The sequence below is a fragment of the Spirosoma aureum genome (genome assembly GCF_011604685.1).
GTDB lineage: Bacteria > Bacteroidota > Bacteroidia > Cytophagales > Spirosomataceae > Spirosoma > Spirosoma aureum.
Genome location: NZ_CP050063.1, coordinates 2,721,873 through 2,739,100, shown reverse-complemented (window position 1 = coordinate 2,739,100; position 17,228 = coordinate 2,721,873). Strand labels below are relative to the sequence as shown.

General features: G+C 45.2%; 22 protein-coding genes. 7 read left to right on the top strand and 15 right to left on the bottom strand.

Annotation, left to right across the window (positions count from 1 at the left end; translation table 11 throughout):
• Positions 1–5 precede the first annotated feature (5 nt).
• The 11 genes from G8759_RS35835 to G8759_RS35825 form a co-directional block, all read right to left on the bottom strand.
• A complete protein-coding gene (locus G8759_RS35835) occupies positions 6–656 on the bottom strand; it encodes a transposase (protein WP_232074205.1) in 651 nt (216 codons plus the stop codon).
• A gap of 4 nt (positions 657–660) precedes the next feature.
• Positions 661–909, bottom strand: coding sequence for a hypothetical protein (locus G8759_RS35830; RefSeq protein ID WP_232074204.1), 249 nt, complete (start codon positions 907–909; stop codon positions 661–663).
• Positions 910–1,792: 883 nt separating this feature from the next.
• Complete coding sequence (locus G8759_RS10785; RefSeq protein WP_167207808.1) at positions 1,793–2,047, bottom strand: IS3 family transposase; 255 nt, start codon at positions 2,045–2,047, stop codon at positions 1,793–1,795.
• A 152-nt stretch (positions 2,048–2,199) separates the two neighbouring features.
• Positions 2,200–2,490, bottom strand: coding sequence for a transposase (locus G8759_RS10780; RefSeq protein ID WP_167207806.1), 291 nt, complete (start codon positions 2,488–2,490; stop codon positions 2,200–2,202).
• A 36-nt stretch (positions 2,491–2,526) separates the two neighbouring features.
• Positions 2,527–3,213 (bottom strand): integrase core domain-containing protein, encoded by a 687-nt coding sequence (locus G8759_RS10775; RefSeq protein WP_167207804.1) that lies wholly within the window; start codon positions 3,211–3,213, stop codon positions 2,527–2,529.
• A 342-nt stretch (positions 3,214–3,555) separates the two neighbouring features.
• Complete coding sequence (locus tag G8759_RS10770; protein WP_232073998.1) at positions 3,556–4,197, bottom strand: IS630 family transposase; 642 nt, start codon at positions 4,195–4,197, stop codon at positions 3,556–3,558.
• A gap of 20 nt (positions 4,198–4,217) precedes the next feature.
• The gene (locus tag G8759_RS10765) at positions 4,218–4,697 is read right to left on the bottom strand and encodes a helix-turn-helix domain-containing protein (RefSeq protein ID WP_167207802.1); all 480 of its coding nucleotides are present in this window, start codon (positions 4,695–4,697) and stop codon (positions 4,218–4,220) included.
• Between the two features lie 30 nt (positions 4,698–4,727).
• A complete protein-coding gene (locus G8759_RS36350) occupies positions 4,728–4,853 on the bottom strand; it encodes a transposase (protein WP_394353321.1) in 126 nt (41 codons plus the stop codon).
• A gap of 28 nt (positions 4,854–4,881) precedes the next feature.
• Positions 4,882–5,100 (bottom strand): IS110 family transposase, encoded by a 219-nt coding sequence (locus G8759_RS10755; protein WP_167207798.1) that lies wholly within the window; start codon positions 5,098–5,100, stop codon positions 4,882–4,884.
• 447 nt (positions 5,101–5,547) lie between these two features.
• On the bottom strand, positions 5,548–5,799 hold the full coding sequence (locus tag G8759_RS10750) for a transposase (RefSeq protein WP_232074304.1): 252 nt from the start codon (positions 5,797–5,799) through the stop codon (positions 5,548–5,550).
• The gene (locus tag G8759_RS35825; RefSeq protein ID WP_232074203.1) at positions 5,727–5,873 is read right to left on the bottom strand and encodes a hypothetical protein; all 147 of its coding nucleotides are present in this window, start codon (positions 5,871–5,873) and stop codon (positions 5,727–5,729) included. Before G8759_RS35825 ends, G8759_RS10750 begins: the two co-directional genes overlap by 73 nt.
• A gap of 418 nt (positions 5,874–6,291) precedes the next feature.
• Between G8759_RS35825 and G8759_RS10745 the strand changes: the two genes are divergently transcribed.
• Both G8759_RS10745 and G8759_RS10740 read left to right on the top strand, forming a co-directional pair.
• Positions 6,292–6,861 (top strand): Crp/Fnr family transcriptional regulator, encoded by a 570-nt coding sequence (locus G8759_RS10745; RefSeq protein WP_167207796.1) that lies wholly within the window; start codon positions 6,292–6,294, stop codon positions 6,859–6,861.
• A gap of 74 nt (positions 6,862–6,935) precedes the next feature.
• Positions 6,936–7,526: an HD domain-containing protein gene (locus tag G8759_RS10740; protein ID WP_167207794.1), complete on the top strand. Its 591-nt coding sequence runs from the start codon at positions 6,936–6,938 to the stop codon at positions 7,524–7,526.
• A gap of 245 nt (positions 7,527–7,771) precedes the next feature.
• Here G8759_RS10740 and G8759_RS10735 read toward each other — a convergent pair whose 3' ends face one another.
• Positions 7,772–8,317, bottom strand: a complete 546-nt coding sequence (locus G8759_RS10735; RefSeq protein WP_167207792.1) for an alpha/beta hydrolase — start codon at positions 8,315–8,317, stop codon at positions 7,772–7,774.
• Between the two features lie 208 nt (positions 8,318–8,525).
• Complete coding sequence (locus G8759_RS10730) at positions 8,526–9,041, bottom strand: dihydrofolate reductase family protein (RefSeq protein ID WP_167207790.1); 516 nt, start codon at positions 9,039–9,041, stop codon at positions 8,526–8,528.
• A gap of 81 nt (positions 9,042–9,122) precedes the next feature.
• On the opposite strand from G8759_RS10730, the gene G8759_RS10725 reads away from it, so the two are divergent.
• From G8759_RS10725 to G8759_RS10715, 3 genes are all read left to right on the top strand, one after another.
• The gene (locus G8759_RS10725) at positions 9,123–9,500 is read left to right on the top strand and encodes a winged helix-turn-helix transcriptional regulator (RefSeq protein WP_167207788.1); all 378 of its coding nucleotides are present in this window, start codon (positions 9,123–9,125) and stop codon (positions 9,498–9,500) included.
• Between the two features lie 556 nt (positions 9,501–10,056).
• Entirely contained in the window at positions 10,057–10,986 is a 930-nt protein-coding gene (locus G8759_RS10720; protein WP_167207786.1) for a hypothetical protein, read from the top strand.
• A gap of 11 nt (positions 10,987–10,997) precedes the next feature.
• Entirely contained in the window at positions 10,998–11,150 is a 153-nt protein-coding gene (locus G8759_RS10715) for a hypothetical protein (RefSeq protein WP_167207784.1), read from the top strand.
• Between the two features lie 42 nt (positions 11,151–11,192).
• Here G8759_RS10715 and G8759_RS10710 read toward each other — a convergent pair whose 3' ends face one another.
• Both G8759_RS10710 and G8759_RS10705 read right to left on the bottom strand, forming a co-directional pair.
• The gene (locus tag G8759_RS10710; RefSeq protein ID WP_167207782.1) at positions 11,193–12,359 is read right to left on the bottom strand and encodes a glycoside hydrolase family 43 protein; all 1,167 of its coding nucleotides are present in this window, start codon (positions 12,357–12,359) and stop codon (positions 11,193–11,195) included.
• Positions 12,360–12,635: 276 nt separating this feature from the next.
• Positions 12,636–14,024 carry an FAD-binding oxidoreductase gene (locus G8759_RS10705; protein WP_167207780.1) on the bottom strand — a complete coding sequence of 463 codons (1,389 nt, stop codon included), beginning with the start codon at positions 14,022–14,024 and terminating at the stop codon, positions 12,636–12,638.
• Positions 14,025–14,552: 528 nt separating this feature from the next.
• Here G8759_RS10705 and G8759_RS10700 point away from each other — a divergent pair.
• Both G8759_RS10700 and G8759_RS10695 read left to right on the top strand, forming a co-directional pair.
• Positions 14,553–16,160 carry a glycoside hydrolase gene (locus G8759_RS10700; RefSeq protein WP_167207778.1) on the top strand — a complete coding sequence of 536 codons (1,608 nt, stop codon included), beginning with the start codon at positions 14,553–14,555 and terminating at the stop codon, positions 16,158–16,160.
• Positions 16,161–16,423: 263 nt separating this feature from the next.
• On the top strand, positions 16,424–17,137 hold the full coding sequence (locus tag G8759_RS10695; RefSeq protein ID WP_167207776.1) for a DoxX family protein: 714 nt from the start codon (positions 16,424–16,426) through the stop codon (positions 17,135–17,137).
• Positions 17,138–17,228 lie beyond the last annotated feature (91 nt).

The following is a 17,228-nucleotide window of genomic DNA, read 5'->3' as shown; positions in this document are numbered from 1 at the left end:
ATGGTCTATGCAAGGGAAAGGGGATAAAATTTGTCATATTTTTCTCCTCGTCTAACCACTGCATACACTCGATGAATCAATTTGTTACGAACCGCATTGATCACCGACATCTTACTTTTTCCCTCACCAACTTTTCGTTGGTAATAGTCTCGCAGTTCTCCTTTGACTCGGATGGCAGAAATAGCTCCTAAGTGAAACAAGCTCTTGAGCCGTTTGCGGGCGTGCTGACTAACGCCAGGTCGACTTCTAACACTGGTGCCTGACCTATACTCAAAGGGAGCAACCCCAGCATGACAGGCCATCTGTTTAGGGTCGGTGATTGTCTTTAGTTCATTAGTGGCGATGACGACTTCTGTGGCTGTGGCTATACCGATGCCTGGCACTGAAATGATTAGACCAAAAAGTTCTTTGAGATGGCTATCTTCCTCAATGAGCTTGTCAATCGCTTTGTCGATGGCCTTGCGGTCCTTTTCTAAAGCCACTAAAGATGCTTTACAGTTTTTAAGAATCTGCTTTTGTAAAGTAGAATTGATAAAGCTCTGTTGTTCCGTTAAAGGATTAGCTAATTGGTTGTAAACCTGAATCAATCGCTGACGAGCAGCACTGAGGAAGGCTAATTGTTGAATAACAGGACGAGGAGGTTGCCATAACCGCATTCGGTCACGAAACCGGAAGGCATATCGCACCGGCGACCCGGTCAGCAATACGTTGTGCATCAATTGTGTCAGTTTTGCCACGCTGTAGGCCACCCGCTCTTTTGATCTGCAAACTGCCTTCTAACCGCCCGGCGGCCCGGCAAATAGGTAATTGAAGTCGATACAAAAAATCCAACAGATGCGCATTGTAAATTCCCGTATGTTCCATACAGAAGATCGCCTGTCTGGCGTTCCAGCCGGGTAAAGCTTTCACCAATCGAAGCACAGTTTTGATACCTGCTACTGAATTAACGGAATGGGTCTGCAATACAATGGTTTTTCCGTTAAAGACGGCGGCATCGGCCGTCCGACCAATCTAAGGTGCCTTTGGCGATGTCAACACCAATGAAGTATTGAATGTCCATGCTAAATAGTAATTTAGGATTGAAGATGATTGCCCTTGCCCTGTTGTTCGATACGCCGCGGGGCGCCCCGCTTGCTACTGGGCCCTAATGCCCTCATTTCTATGCGAACCTTGGCAAGTAGTAACAGAGCGGGTCCTGAATCCACCGGCACGGGCCGCCCCGCATTGGTCGTTAACCTGGCCGGTATGCCATAGGGAAGCCCGCTCTGTATCTCTTCCTGGTAAGCTACCAAAATCTTGGTTTCTTACCACACTACAAACCTAAAGGCCGGAGCCATCAAAAAAAGGCGATAGTGTCGCCCACTGGTAGTCGGTCAGTGGTTGCCACTGAGAGGTCATACATTTATTTCTTGCTCGATACAAAGTTGACTCGACTACCAGCCTTTCTCAATTCCCAACACGTTCTTAACTCATCCCCAGCTTGGCAATATCAAGGCCAAACCAATCAGCCCACAGATTCCCTCTCAGCCAGTTCTGAAAACGAGGGTTGGTCACTAAGTACAGAGGCTTCCAACGCATGCTTTGTTCTCTCATCATCGATTCGGTGGTAGCCCGGCCGACAGGAAATGGCCTGTCTCCAGTACAGTTCAGGCTGCTCTGCTTATGACACCCGCTTGGCAGCACCCAGCGAGCTTTGCAGCCCCCTTCACCCCAACTTCCCTAGTTGAGGAGGACAGTATTACAACTGCCGGTCAAAAATCAGCCAATGCAGTCTTCAATAAAAACTGCGTCCTCATGGCGCACTAATATCGCCGACCCACGCCTGATTAGGGGAAGTAGGTTTGCCAAACTCGATTAAGCGGTTGGGGCAAGCGATTAAACCATGCCTGGAATTAGTCGTTTTGGGCACGAAACTACGGGGTTGAATGGCCTGCCAGTCCTGCTCTTGCATCAAACGACGTACCAGATGTCGACCAGCCTTTACGCCCTGTTCTTTTAGCGCTTCCAGCACGCGAGGGCTACCATAGCGTCGGGAGTTTTCCCGCATGGACGGCCCCGCAGAAAATCTTGTCGATTGCTGTGGTCATGGCTAGATCGTTATCTGACGGAGTGAACGTTGTTCCATTACGATATGTGTACTATGCACTCTTGCTGACATTCAGCACTTTACAGAGTAGTCGTACTGGGAAATTGGTTTCTTCAAACTGAATAAACCGGTACGTCTTTTTTTAATATCTCGCGCTCCATCTCGCTTTGCCGCAGTTGTTTACGTAGGCTATCGACTTCTTGTTGAAGACTTTGATCCGTTTTCTTTTCCCCCGCTTCGGCGGACCGATTGTCATTGATCTTCCGCCAGGCGTGAATCAGGCTATCGCTAATACCCAGCTTACGGGCTACGGCCATGATGGGTTCACCATTGGCAACTAGCCGCAATACATCAGCCTTAAACTCGGCGGTATACTTTCGTTTGGGTTGTTGAGATTGGTTCATGGTACACGAAGTTAACTAAGTTTCGTGTCCGGATATTTAGGACCATATCACATCTACCGTTTGGCGTACTTGTCGGATACTTATAAATATGTGAGCGTCTAGTACTTCCCGGCGAAAGGTCCCCTTAAAGCGCTCAATATACGCGTTTTGAGTGGGCTTGCCTGGTTCGATCCAACACAACTCAATTGCCTCATCTTTACACCAGTCCCGCAATACCTGACGGATAAATTCAGGCCCATTATCACTCCGTAACCGTTCAGGTTTGCCAAAGGGAAGCCCGCTCTGTATTTCTTTGGGAAAGCTACCAAATCTTAGAATCTTACCACTCCACAAACCTAAAGGCCGGTGCCATTGTAGTCGTCTACTATATTCAGGCCGGGCCGGCGGGCGGGCGGTACGAAACTTACGCCCACCGGTTAAGGTATCCGATGTAAAATCCAGTGACCAGCATTGATTGCAAGCCGTTGCTTTGGGCAGCGGTTTACATACAGCATCAGGTAGTCGTTTCTTAGTTCGTCGCCGTAAATTTAACCCTAGCTTTCCGTACAACCGCCTGACGCGTTTATGGTTAACTAACTCGCCCTGCTTGCGCAACCGACGATAAATCTTGAGCACACCCCAGTGCTTATGCCGCCGAGCCAACTGCTCGATTCGAAGACTCATCGCTTTATCTTTCTCCTTAATGACCGCTGGTTCTGCCAGTGCATTGCGGCTGAGACCCACCTGACTACCCCTCGACGCTCGGTGGGCCTTACCACCGCTCAGATTTCCATGGTTTAAGCAAGCGTTGGCACATAATTTTTATTATATTTCTGTTGACGCTGTACTACTAAACAAACTCGATGGATAAGCTTGTTGCGAACGGCGTTGAGCACCAGCATTTTATTCTTGCCCTCGACTAGTTTTCGTTGATAATAATCTTGTATCTCCCCCGCCCCGGCGGCCCGGTTTCACTTGTATGGCCGACATGGCGGCTAAGTGAAATAAGGATTTCAACGGGGCAGCCCGCGCTGCCTTTTCGAGCATGCTGGCTCACCCTAGTACTCATCCAATTTAATCCTTACATCAATCTACCTTATTAGCTGGATTGACTTGCTCATACCACCGATTGAGTTTATCCTCAGCCGTAGCTGGGGTAAAACTCCAATGCACCTTAACGGCACGTTGATTGCGCTCACTGACCCAAAAGCTGACCTGCCGCTCCAATTCCTCCAGACTGCCAATGCGCCGATTCAAGCACTGGCGGGCCAATGCCGAAAATTCGATCTCCGCTGCGTTCAGCCAAGAGCCATGCTTAGGGGTATAATGAAACACCAATTTGCGACTCAATAATCGGGCTTGGGCTAGCGGTAAATGCTCATAAAAGGAACCATATTTATGGGTATTCAAATTGTCCTGCACCAAATCAATGTATTCAACATCAGCATAGTAAGTTGTCACTATCTGATGCATGAACTCTGCATAATCGGCCTTTGTGCGCTGCTTGCGCACTTGAGTGTAGCGTTGACCTGTGTCCGTATCATAAGCTAATAATACCACACACGTTCCTTTTCTGACATACTCATTATCCTCTTTAGCGGATTTTCCCGGCTGAATGGGTCGGGCTGCTATCACCTCATCCAATAATTGACACGGTCGTTCATCAAAGCATAACCGCGCTCGGCCTGGTGGAGTTAGCTGGTTATAAACGGCCAAAACGTTCTCCATTTTGGCCAAGTATTCACCATCTACTTGCCCGATGCACCGCCCGGCGGCCCGGCATTGCTTTTTGAGCCATGGCTTGAGCTTACTTTTTTTAGGGCTAAACGTACCGACTCGTCATCAATGTGGATCTCGAGTTTGACTAAGCGTTCATTAATCAGACTTGCTGTCCAGCGAGTACGCCCATCAGGAGCCTCACTACAGGCGATTTGAGTGATATGAGCCTCCACTTGGGGGGTCACTTTGCGGGGTTGGCCGGGTCGGGCTTTCTCACCAATGGCTCTTTGCAAACCCTCTTGCTGAAAGCGTTTACGCAAGTTGAAGACCGTGGCCAGACTGATACCCAACGATTGGCTAATCTGTAGTGGGTGTTGCCCCTGATGGGAAAACTGCAAGGCTCTGGCTCGGGTCAACTTACGGGCAGCGTCTTTCCCTTTACGAACGAGTTGGTCAAGCGTTGTGAGATCGGCTTCCGACAGCACAAACGGTTTAGCGATTTGGCCCATGTCGGAAAGGTAGCTATTTTTATCTAACCATTAAATTGGAAGAGTACTAGTGCGACCCCGTACACTACTACCTGAGCGGTATTCAAAAGGAGCCACCCCAGCGTGGCAGGCTAGCTTTTTTGGATTATGGATCGCAATAAATTCATCGGTTGCCACCAGTAATTCGGTAGCCGTAGAGTGGGCGTTATATATTCCCACGGTTCGCCGTTGCGGTATGTTCAAGACAGCAAACTATTTCTGACTTACTGAAACCAGGTAGATTAGCAATAGCTTTAAGTGCGATTTTGATACCTGTTTCAGAATTCTCAGTTTGCGTTTGCAGTACTATTGCTTTTCCAACAAAGACGGCCCAGTCGAGCGTAGCTTTAGAAATATCGATACCGATGTAATAGCGAATGTCCATGCGTGATAACAGCGTTGAAAGTGGCAGTTTAAAATAGGAGATCTTCGCCTGAATACTCAAACCCTTACTAATGGGCCATCACGCCCGAATTTCCATGGCTCGGGCCACCCCGTTGAGGCTTAGGTAAAAAAGACAAAGTAGGAGCTGAATCTGAGCATAGAGCGAAACCTCTGCAGCCCTGTAGGGAAGCCAACCTTGTTTACTTTCGGCAAACTAGCCAGATCTTGGAATTTTACCACGCTGCAAACCTAAAGGGCGGCCCTGTTTTTTGCTAAAGCCTCCTTGATGATTTCGTTTTGCAGAATCCATCCAACTTCATCGTCGTTTGGCTAGGTTTGGCACCCGCAGTATCTGTTTGGGGTTGGTAATAATACACGCTCCGAGGCAGGTCAAGCCACTGACATAACAGGGTACGGTTAATGCGGGCTTCGAACAGTTTCATCATTGCTAACTTCTCCTGAGTTGAATAGGCGTTTTTTTTAGCAACTCACTTTTTATTTCTAGTTCCAGGGCCTGTTTGGCTACAATCCGCTTTAATCGTTCATTTTCCTCCTCCAAGACCCGGAGTTGGGGATCGACACGTGTATAGGAGTCTTTCAGGCCTTCTTTCCCTTTACTCAAATATTTCAGCCGCCACTTTCGGAGTAACGAAGGGGAAAGATGGTATTTACGACATGTCTCGGCATGGCCATCGCGGATGGCTTCCTGAACGATAGAATAGCGGTCTTCTGGGCGGCCACCGCGCGGGTGAAACTTCGCCTTATTTTGCTCATGATTTCTGAATGTAGTAGGACTAAACTGTTTTTACAATTTTGTCCAGCCATTCAGGGGGTTAAGACATAAGCATGTTTATAGTCAATATGCTGTTTGTTAAGTTCAAAACCTATTCCAGTTCAATTCTAGGGGTTATCCTCTGCCATTCTGGCTTTAATCTAGGCATGACCTATTGTATATTTTACCTGCTATAATTGGTAACGATAGAGGCAATACTCATGGCTAACCTTTGTCAATCAGCCGAATGGGCCGTTACATAAAACACCCTGTTTAAGAAACAGGTACATGAAGATTTAGTGAGATTGCGAATCATTAACCGTAAAAGACAGAAAAAGAAGCTTCCAGGATTGTTTACCTACATTCTCTGTCTTTAACCATAGCGGTCAATGTTTGTGCACTATTTAATAGGTTTGACTAATGGAAGAACTCATCGCCTATTTGCTCCAGTTTGGGCACCTCAACGCACAACAACGTGAATTGATCCAGACTAAGGCTAAACGGAAGAATGTTGCGAAAGGTGCTTACTTTGCAGAAGCTGGAAAAATTTCCACACAGATAGGATACGTAACAGACGGGGTTTTCAGGGTCTGTTACTATGATAAATCAGGCGACAGTTTCACCCGATACTTCGTCTATGAGAACCGATTTGTCGTTGATATGAACAGTTTTCGCGATGAAATGCCCTCAGCCGAGTACATTGAAGCGATTACAGATTGCCAGCTTTTAGTTTTTTCCAAAGAGGACTTTACACAGCTTTCCGCTCTCATCCCCGAATGGCACGATATATTCGTTAAAATCACGTCCTATGTACTGGAAAATAAGTTGAAGGTTACCAGCAATATGTTGGTTCAGGACGCTCAAAAAAGATATCTGAATTTTCTCGACCATTACCCAGGACTGGCCAATCGTGTTCCGCTCAATATGTTAGCCTCTTATCTGGGCATCACTCCATCCTCGCTCAGTCGGATACGAAAAAATATTCCCTAATGTGTTTCTTGCCAATTGGCAATTGCGTTTACAGTCTTATCACTCAATTTTGTTCCATCATCAAACAGGAACAAATGGAAACGGCTAATCTCTTAAAGCAGGTTGAGTTTATAAAGGAAGTGGATAAGCTTAAATATATCCTTCGCAAGACGAAACTGTTAAACAGTGATCGAAACGAGAATGACGCAGAACACAGCTGGCATCTATCCTTGATGGCCATTGTTTTAGCCGAGCATACAAATTTTCCGATTGATTTGCTCAAGGTTATTAAAATGCTTCTGATTCATGATATTGTTGAAATAGATGCTGGAGACACATTTATTTATGATACGCAAAAAAGCCATGACAATACGACTGAAGAACGGGAAGCGGCTAAACGGATCTTTGGCTTACTACCTGACCATCAGGCAAATGAAATGATCGCCATTTGGGAAGAGTTTGAAGAGCGGCAAACAAACGAAGCTAAGTTTGCCCGAGCTATGGACCGATTCGAACCGCTACTCCAGAATGTGTCGAACAATGGGGGTACATGGACTGAATTCGGGGTGAATTATGATCAGGTGTACGCCAAAAAACAGGTGATTCAACAGGGTTCCAATACAATCTGGCAATATGCAGAAGAGCTTATTAACGACAGCGTTGACAAAGGAATCTTAAAAAAGTAAAGTATTTAGTTTAGAGACCTGGTAGCTGACATGTCTAAGGCCAATTTGAGTAATCAATCTGTCAGATGAGATCGTGACTAACACACATTATTCAATTATTCAGGTTCAATGCCTTAATTTTTTATGGTTTACCCTCTTTAGTAAGGGATGGCGATATACGTGTTACCTGTTCCATCAGAGACAATTTATGTAAATAATCCGTGGATTATTCAGCTTATGTACGAGATGACTGCTTTGTGAAGAATTTATAGATTTTGAATGTCCTTGGCTACTATAGTAAGATTGTTTCCGAGCTGGTGTCCCCCGCGTTCAATTTCGCGAAAAGTGGCTGCTGGAAGTTTTTGCCTATAAGTGGCAAGATGATCGAACGGGACCTCTTCATCGTCTCGGCAATGGTAGAAGAAGATCCGACTATTTAGGGGAAGGCGCTGGGCGAAATCTCCCTGAAGTTTTAAACCCTGTACCCATTCCTCGTTACCAGTCCAAAATGGGGTGGATAGCAACAAGATCCCGGCTACCTTTTTCGATGCCTTCTTTTCAGACAGGTATTTAAGCAATAGTGAGGCACCTAAGGAATGGGCAACCAAAATAACGCCATCTTCGAGTTTATCAATTTCATTTCCGATTTGTTTGATCCAACCAAAATCCGGAGCAGCCTCATCCGTTTGCAACCGGGGGTAACTGATCTCATAGTTTGTCCCCAATGCGTTTTGCAATGAAGCCACTAGCTTGTCGTCTGCCTCATATCCATTCTCACCTCCGCCCTGTATAAAAAGCACTTGTTTTCTCATAGCCAGTGAGTTACACTAGTTTAGTTGATCCATCTGTCTGAAGTGACTTTGTCATTACAAAAGCTCATAAGCCCAGTGACTGCCCCGTTTAAAACAGTCCAGCTATTTCGGTGTAATGGACTTTCGCCTTGCCACTTCCATATTGTCAGGCTTACTGATAACGACGGTCGATAACATAGCATTTGTGCTGATAAGACCTCAAATTAGGTTATTTTTGTAATTCATAATGCAATTGGAGAGAGCTATTATTTAATTTTGTAACCTCTAATAGATTCAGTTTAAAATCCATCTCAACTCCTTTCAGTAGGGGCAAGCCGTTTCCGAAAAGGACGGGCTCCATGACAAAATAAATGTCATTCACGAGACCAGCATTTACAAACTCACTCATAGCCATTGCCCCTCCAATTATAACCGCTTCGGTGTGGCCTTTGTCAGTGAGCATTTGAACGATCTCAGATGGGCTACCTTGCGTGAAAACTACGGTTGAGTTATCTGATTTTGCCTGTTTGTGAGTGGTCAGCACAACTGTTGTTCCCTCATTTTGAAGGGGAAGATAATTCGGGGCCAGTATATCATAAGTTGTCTTACCCATGATAACTGCGTTAAATTTTTGGCAAATAGCATAAAGTCCCTGCCCATATTCCTCCGACAACCAGTCAGGAACGTTTCTTGCATTGGATATGAAGCCATTTGTCGAAACAGCTATAAAGATGGTAATTTTCATTTTTTTTTATTTTTACAAATGTCTTTATAGGCCATTTTACGGGCAATGGCTAACATAATTGTTAGCCTTTACTTTTTGATTATGAGAAAAAAACAATCGACTAATTATCTGAATGAGCAGTTCTTGTTTCAGGTGTGTGAACGCAATTCCGCAATTAGTATGGTGAGTGGTCGGTGGAAATCACAAATTGTTTACTACATCTCCCAGGGTAATGATCGTTTTCATCTCTTACAGCAACGATTGCCCGGTATTTCTGAGATGGTTTTAGCAAGACAACTGAAGGAGTTGGAAAGTCACGCAATATTGATAAAAAGGGAAATCCCGAATACAGTACCAACTGGCATAAAGTATATTTTGACTAACAAAGGCCTTGACTTAGTTCCGATTTTGGACAGCTTATGTAATTGGGGCAAATTGTATGCTGATGGGAAGGAGATTTCGGTTTCAGAAGATAAGTGAGTCTTCAACCATTAATAATGCAGAAATTCGATCCTAATGCTAGTTGATGGCTTAACATCTGCCCGTGTGCTAGTTACGACTTCACCCAACTCTATATCTTACAATTTTTTTAAACATCGCTCTATTATATCATCTCGCCTTTTCTGGCTGATGCACTTTTGTATTCATCATGCTATCAACTTGAAAGCTTGAAACACTTAAGGCCATACATCGTTTTTTAGATCGGGGGCGTTTAAAAAGGGGGCCTTACCCCTCATGACTCGTTCAAAAGCATCGGCTTCGACCCCTCTAACCAACAAATAGCCCCTTCATTAAGAATGATTTTGAGCACCTTCAACGGTAAAATTTCTCTAAAAAGTGTCTTAAAGCACCATCCGTCGGGCATTGCCCTTCTCCATCAAAAAGCAAAGCGGCAGCCGCGCTGGCTCATTCCGTTGACTGCTTGACCAGTCCGCCATAACGAACAAGAAAAACGTATCATAACCGGGTGAACATGGGTTACTAAGACCCATTGTAAAACGGTACTTTTTGTTGATAGCCACAACTGTCAAGTCGTATGAAATTAACCAAAAGAATAAGGCAATGGCTTATCGAACCGCTGCAAGCACAAATCAATCAAGTGCAAGGGCAACTCAGACAAGCCAAAGAAGATAACATAGCCACTAAACTAGTGATGGGGGCTGCGCTGGCTAAACTTATCAAGCAGGCTACAACCATTAAGGAAGCCGAATTTAAGGTATTTTCTCAATTTGGGGATGACGGCATTATTCAATATCTGATTGATAGGGTCAAACCCCACGTAGACACATTCGTTGAATTTGGCGTGGAGGATTATGAAGAAGCCAACTCCCGCTTTTTGTTAATGAATAATAATTGGAAGGGGTTAATTATCGATGGTTCATCGACCTTTATTGATTCTATTAAGACGAGTTCGTTTTATTGGCGCTATAGCCTAAAAGCAATTACCAGTTTTATTACCGCCGAAAACATAAACCAACTGCTGGTTGACAATGGCATTGTTGGTCAGATCGGGTTGCTTAGTATTGATATCGACGGGAATGATTATTGGGTATGGAAAGCCATTACGGTGGTCGAGGCCGATATTGTGGTCATCGAATATAATAGTTTGTTCGGGTCCGAACGACCGATTAGTATACCTTACAGCCCTAATTTCAAGCGCGAGCAGGCTCATTACTCGTATTTGTACTTTGGTGCTTCGCTTCCCGCTTTATATGAATTAGCGATTGAGAAAGGCTATGCCTTTGTGGGCTGTAATCAGGCGGGTGTCAATGCCTACTTTGTCAGGAAAGAAAAGTTAAATGGTTTAGCCGCTTTGTCGCTTGAGGAGGGTTATGTGTACTCCCGGTTTCGGGAAAGCCGAAATCAAGCTGGTATAATGTCCTTTCTGGATGGCGTTGATCGTGGAGCCGTTATCAAAGGTCTACCAGTGATTAACACAAAAACGAATAAAGAAGAATATCTGTAAGTCTGATCAGTATGGGTGCGTTTGCCGACATAGGCCAGGCTATGGAGCGGGCAGATAAGATGAGCATTTCGGTCAATGAGTTGACAGCTATTTTCGAAGTCTTTGTGCAGGGCAATACTTCGCGGGTCCGACCGACCGTACGTACGGGTTCTGGCCTAGGCTGATCAGCCGTTGCTGCTGCCAACCACAGAGCAACGGCTTTGCCTTCAATTGTTATTCAGTGTTTTCGTCGCACCTGAGGGGAGTTTTTGTGGTGTAGTAGTTGGGCCGGCGATCATTATTTTGCCATTTTTCACCTCCATACGATCAATACAAACCACCCGTTCGTCTCCGGTTTTGGCGGTTCTTGCATGATAAACACAGAACATCTCTTTTCGATCCGGCGAGTAGGCAATGCTGTTATGCCCTGTTCCTGTAACATTCCCACCCTGGTCGGTATTTTGCTGCAGTATTGGGTTATTAGCCGCTTTTTTAAATGGTCCTAATGGTGAGCTGGACGTGGCGTATCCAATGGCATAATACCGACCGCCGAAGTGATTGGCCGAATACATGATGTAATACAGGTTGTCTTTTTTGAATGTAACCGAACCTTCCGTCCAACGGCGGTTGACTTCACGAGCCGTAACGGACCGGCTTTCCCAGTCGGCCTGTTTGTCGCTGAGGCTAACGGGCGGTCTCAGTACTAAAACCGGTTCGCCGATGACGCCTGAAAAGTCGGGTTTAAGTTCGATACCATATACCCAGCTTTCTTCAATTGCATTGTACCACCCTTTTTTTCGGGCCAAATCGGCCACTTCGCTATCGACCGGATGTTTGTAACAGCAACGCGAGAAGTATAAATAGGCTTTGCCGTTGGTATCAAAAAACACATTGGCATCAATGATGGGATATCCAGGATCAAAAATTGGTTTATTGGATAGGTCGATAAACGGACCGGTGGGCTTATCGGCAACGGCAACGCCAATCCGGAAATTTTCGACTTCCTGAGTTGGGTTAACCTGCCACTGTGCACTGTAAACCAGGTAATATTTACCTTTTACTTCATACACCTCAGGAGCCCAATAGGCACCACCCCAACTGGCTTTTGGATCGCTCCAGCCATTTTTATTATTGTGAAAATACACCTGCCCTTCCGACTTCCAGTTGACCATATCTTTTGAGGAATACGCGGCAAATCCCTTATCTGCACCACCGCCTGTGCCGTACATATAGTAGGTGCCCTGAGTGTATAAAACGTACGGGTCACCAAACTGGACTGGCAGGGGATTGGTATAGGTGGTTTTAGCTCTAGTTACGCTTTGTGTTGTTTGCGCCGAAGAATAGCTAAAAAATAAGAAGGTCAGGAAGCCAACCAGAAGCAGTGATTTTTGCATAGTAATACCGATTTTTAAAGCTGAGCCAACATTCATATTCTACCAGAGAAGCTTGCTCTCCCTAGAAAGACAGTAGAGGGTCGTATGCTACTACCGTAACTTCCCTCTTTGCCTTCTCCCTGCAAGACCGTTATCTTATCATTAACGATGACCTACTTTGTATCATGTTCATCAATGAGTTAACAATTCTGGCTGTCAGTCAGCCAGATAACAACGACCGATACCGTCGTCCCCTGGCAATCTATTGAATCCTCTTACCAGGTAAACCACCCCCACCTAATCAGGCAGCAATTTCCCCGGATTCAAAATGCCTTGGGGATCTAAAGCTTTTTTTAGTGTTTTCATCAGCTCAATTTCTTCCGCGGTGCGACTTAGGTAAAGCCATGATTTTTTTTCCAAACCTACCCCATGCTCTCCGGTTATCGAACCACTAATTTGTTGAAGGGGTTGGTAAACAATCGCATCGACCCGATGCTTTGTTTCCTGGTCATTCGTACCACAGTTTATAAACAAGTGTAAATTTCCATCGCCCATATGGCCAAAGGCATAAAAATTCAGAGATGGCCAAACTTGCTGAAGGTCTGATCTAATCTTTTTTATGTAGTCGTCCATGTCAGAAATGGCCAGGCTCACATCAAACAAAAAAACGGGACTATGTACAGAAAATATCAAGTCTATATTCTCGCGAATACCCCATATTGTTTCTAATTCCTGTTGCGATTGCGCCATAACGGCATCAGCAATCAACCCATCCTGCAACCAATTTTCCAGCAATTCAGCAAATAGAATTTTGTCTTTGCCTGCATCCTGTCCGAGTGCTTCCATCAGCACATAAAATGGATACGTTTGGGGTAAAGGGGGCGAATACGATGAAGGGGACGAAGTCATTAATTCGTAATAATCCTGCCAAAGTAATTCGAACGTAGTGAGGTCATTTTTTAGTTGTTTTTTGGCAGCTTGTAATAACAGATTTGCCTTTTCAAAACTCTCCAGTGCAACAAAAGCGGTATTCCTGCTTTTGGGCAGATCATCTATTTTTAAAACCGCCCGTGTAATGATTCCCAATGTACCTTCAGAGCCAATAAAAAGCTGTTTCAAATCATAACCTGCATTATTTTTCACCATTTTATTCAAGGATGATATAATCGTTCCATCCGCTAAAACGACCTCCACCCCCAATACTAAATTTCGCATAACGCCGTACCGCAGCGCCTGTAACCCTCCCGCGTTTGAGGCAATATTTCCCCCTATCATACAGCTTCCTTTAGCGCCTAAATCAAGCGGAAAATGCTGGCCATTTCCCGCCAGAACAGTTTGTAGATTCTGCAAAATAACTCCCGCCTGAACCGTTGCGGTTTTGTTCTGCACATTAATTTCCTCTATTTCATTCATCCGTTCCAGGCTCAGGGCAATCTCATCCGGCTTCGTAACTACTCCCCCGACAACATTGGTTAATCCGCCATGCGGCACAACGGGCTGATTGAATTCGTTGCAGATCTTGAGCATTTGGGATACTTCCTCGGTCGTTTTTGGGCGAAGAAGTGCCAGACAATTCAGGTGTTCCGTTTGCCGCCAGTTGCTCGCCACACGTACGCGTGCCTCGTCGCGCGTGCGAACACACTCTTTCCCAAACGTTTGGATCAGTATTTCCACAATAGTTGGCATCCTTCCAGGGTAGTTTTACTCTTTTTTGTAAATATTTTAGCAAACACGTATCGATTCTCCGGCAAGTAGGTAAATGTATGACACGGTTTTGCTTACAGTTATACATTCCCAAAAGATAAAACCTTACATTCATTTGCCGATCAAGTTTTTCACCATTTATTGATCGAAACTACCCCAGAATAGTACGTTTAAAACGCTTCAGAAGCAAAACGTTTATGGGGAACCAGCCTGATCGTCCACGGGCGACACTATCAATAAGAGGTCAGAGCCCATTATATTAAGTCCATACCAGCGCCCGAAAAGCCGTCTTTACTCCCGAGACATACAGTACGAAATGGCGGCTACAACTGTATTTTCGAAATTGGCGGGATGGCTTCTGAACAAATTCTCACACAGGAATATAGTTGCATAAGTAACTGTATAACAGCACATTTCAAGAATCATAAAGCGTATTCGTAAAAGACCATAAGTAGAGTCGAAGATCTACGTGCTCCTGTTATATCGACTACATATAAACCACCAGTAGTAATGAAAGTCATGGTTAACATTAATCTGCTGGCACTAATTGCCCTTACCTGTCTAAGCAGTACTGTCAGGGTCATTGATCCACCAGGCCAAAGCACTCAGCGACATCGAAATATTGGGAAATCGGTAACCATTAACCTACAGAAAGAATTTCAGACCATCCATAGTTTTGGCGCATCGGATTGCTGGTCGGCCAAGTTTATTGGAAAATGGCACGATGATAGTAAGAAAAATCATGTTGCTGACCTGTTATTTAGCTTAGATACACTGGCTGATGGTCAGCCTAAGGGGATTGGCTTGTCTTTGTGGCGGATGAACATCGGGGCTGGCAGCTATGAGCAAGGAGACAGCAGCTTCATTAGTGATCCATGGCGTCGGGAGGAGTGTTTTCTGGATAGCCGTGGCCGTTTCGATTGGACAAAGCAGGCAGGGAGTCAGTGGTTTTTGCAGGCGGCCCGGCAGAGGGGTGTGCGCTATACGCTCGGCTTTACGAATTCGGCTCCCGTTCAGATGACCCGAAATGGCAAAGCCTTCTCGCCGGGAGGCAAATCGATTAATCTCAAACCGGATGCGCTGGATGCCTTCGCTGATTTTTTGGCGACAGTTGCCGATCATTTCAAGTTCGATTACCTAAGTCCCATTAACGAACCGCAGTGGGACTGGACCGCCGGGAAAAATGGTAAAGCCGGGCAAGAAGGCTCACCCGCCGAAAACGCCAATATTGCTGCCGTTACCAAAACGTTATCGACAAAATTGGCCGCTAAAAAAGCACTAACGACTGTAATTTCTGGTGAAGCAGGCCAGCTAAATTTCCTCTACGAAAAAGCTGAAAGCGGCCGGGGTAATCAATTAGACTATTTTTTTGGCTCAAAACAAGGTGCGCCGGTAATCAAACTTCCTAACGTTGAACCGATTTGGGCATATCATAGCTACTTTACCACCTGTTCCGATTCGGTGCTGGTGGCTGTTCGACAGCAAGCGGCCCAGCGCGTTAAATCGGTCGGTAATCCGATGCTCTGGCAAAGTGAGTTTGGTGTTCTGGGCGACATCTGCGGGCGTTACCACGGTAGTCCCCGTCACACGGACATCGATTATGGTCTGTATGTGGCCAAGGTCATTCATAACGATCTGACCATTGCCAATGTCACGTCGTGGCAATGGTGGCTGGCTATCAATCCGTATAATTACAGTGATGGACTGGTGTACATCAACGGGCCTGATGGCGACTACAAAAAGCATGACAACGCCCGGCAGGATGGACAGGTCATCGATTCAAAACAACTTTGGGCCTTTGGCAACTACGCTCGATTCGTTCGGCCCGGTATGAAGCGGGTAGCGGTTCAACTGGCCGATAGCAATCCCGTACAAGAGACTGGTGCGTGTATGATTTCGGCCTACAAAGACATACGGACTAAGCAAATTGTGCTGGTTTGCATTAACGTAACCTCCGATTCAATAACCTTACCACTTCAGGGTTTGACTCTTCGCAACGGCCACTTCTCCAGTTATACAACAACTGAAACAAAAACACTGGCCAAATCCGTCGTTGCTGCTGGTCAAATTCATCTGGAGCCCAGATCTATTATGACGCTGGTTGGCCGGTACGAGTAAGTCGAGAAAGGCATGTATCCCCGAATTCGCAAAACCATTCATTAAGGAATTCTTAGGACGTTTCTGTCTATGTACTACAGATCAGGGAAATAGCAACCTAAAAAATAATTCCTGCCGGTATCGAATGTACTATATTTTTTCCATTACTTTGAAATTCAAAGTACTTTCATTTGCAGTCTAATTTAGCATGGCAACGATTGGTGAGGGCAATAGACGGCATCAAAAACAAGACTATTTGTGACTACCAGCTTAACTATTATTTTATGAGTATATCAGGCAGGATTAACCAAGTGTATGATGAAGCGAAGGGCAACAAATGGTTTCATTATTTTGCCGTTTTCTGCCGCGTCATGTTGGCGCTGGGATTTATTCCATCAGGGTTTGTAAAAGTTATGGGAGAACGGTTCGCCAGCGGCTTATCCGTTAATCATCCGCTGGGGCATTATCTGGAAGCACTTTATTACACCGAATCCTATTACACATTTATCGGCATTTCCCAGTTAGTAATTGCCCTTTTATTACTCATTCCAAGAACAGCCCTTCTTGGTGCATTGATGTATTTTCCCATTATCCTGAATATATGCATCCTGGCTTATGCTGTCCGATTTGAAGGCACTCGTATTACAACGTTAATGGTGCTGGCCAATTTGTATTTATTAGGCTGGGACTACGACCGAATTAAATACATTTTACCAGTTAAACAGGCTGGTCACTCCGCAAGAGAAAAACCATTGAGCAATAAATTTCCGCTCCTATTCTTCGGATGTGTTTTTGCAATGATCGCTACAGTAGTCGTTATAAACCAGTTTCTATATGACATTCGACCGGGTAATTCCCTGATTGAATGCACAAATGGCTGTGCCGGCAATAGTAATCCAAAGGCTTGCGAAGAATTTTGTGATTGTATTCATAACCGGGGCAAACCGCTTCACGAGTGCCTGATCGACTATAACAACGCAAACAGAACGAATCAATAGAGTTGCAACCATCATCCAGGGCTCGGAGCGAAAGTCCTACAGTACAATTTTCAGATTTTTTGGTCGGTTTTAACTTAAGTGAAAAACCGAC

Coding starts and splice junctions, on each gene's coding strand:
- G8759_RS35835 (WP_232074205.1), bottom strand. CDS start 656: ATGCGGTTATGGCAACCTCCTCGTCCTGTTATTCAACAATTAGCCTTC.
- G8759_RS10785 (WP_167207808.1), bottom strand. CDS start 2,047: ATGCGGGAAAACTCCCGACGCTATGGTAGCCCTCGCGTGCTGGAAGCG.
- G8759_RS10780 (WP_167207806.1), bottom strand. CDS start 2,490: ATGAACCAATCTCAACAACCCAAACGAAAGTATACCGCCGAGTTTAAG.
- G8759_RS10770 (WP_232073998.1), bottom strand. CDS start 4,197: ATGGAGAACGTTTTGGCCGTTTATAACCAGCTAACTCCACCAGGCCGA.
- G8759_RS10765 (WP_167207802.1), bottom strand. CDS start 4,697: ATGGGCCAAATCGCTAAACCGTTTGTGCTGTCGGAAGCCGATCTCACA.
- G8759_RS10755 (WP_167207798.1), bottom strand. CDS start 5,100: ATGGACATTCGCTATTACATCGGTATCGATATTTCTAAAGCTACGCTC.
- G8759_RS35825 (WP_232074203.1), bottom strand. CDS start 5,873: ATGAGCAAAATAAGGCGAAGTTTCACCCGCGCGGTGGCCGCCCAGAAG.
- G8759_RS10745 (WP_167207796.1), top strand. CDS start 6,292: ATGGAAGAACTCATCGCCTATTTGCTCCAGTTTGGGCACCTCAACGCA.
- G8759_RS10740 (WP_167207794.1), top strand. CDS start 6,936: ATGGAAACGGCTAATCTCTTAAAGCAGGTTGAGTTTATAAAGGAAGTG.
- G8759_RS10735 (WP_167207792.1), bottom strand. CDS start 8,317: ATGAGAAAACAAGTGCTTTTTATACAGGGCGGAGGTGAGAATGGATAT.
- G8759_RS10730 (WP_167207790.1), bottom strand. CDS start 9,041: ATGAAAATTACCATCTTTATAGCTGTTTCGACAAATGGCTTCATATCC.
- G8759_RS10725 (WP_167207788.1), top strand. CDS start 9,123: ATGAGAAAAAAACAATCGACTAATTATCTGAATGAGCAGTTCTTGTTT.
- G8759_RS10720 (WP_167207786.1), top strand. CDS start 10,057: ATGAAATTAACCAAAAGAATAAGGCAATGGCTTATCGAACCGCTGCAA.
- G8759_RS10715 (WP_167207784.1), top strand. CDS start 10,998: ATGGGTGCGTTTGCCGACATAGGCCAGGCTATGGAGCGGGCAGATAAG.
- G8759_RS10710 (WP_167207782.1), bottom strand. CDS start 12,359: ATGCAAAAATCACTGCTTCTGGTTGGCTTCCTGACCTTCTTATTTTTT.
- G8759_RS10705 (WP_167207780.1), bottom strand. CDS start 14,024: ATGCCAACTATTGTGGAAATACTGATCCAAACGTTTGGGAAAGAGTGT.
- G8759_RS10700 (WP_167207778.1), top strand. CDS start 14,553: ATGAAAGTCATGGTTAACATTAATCTGCTGGCACTAATTGCCCTTACC.
- G8759_RS10695 (WP_167207776.1), top strand. CDS start 16,424: ATGAGTATATCAGGCAGGATTAACCAAGTGTATGATGAAGCGAAGGGC.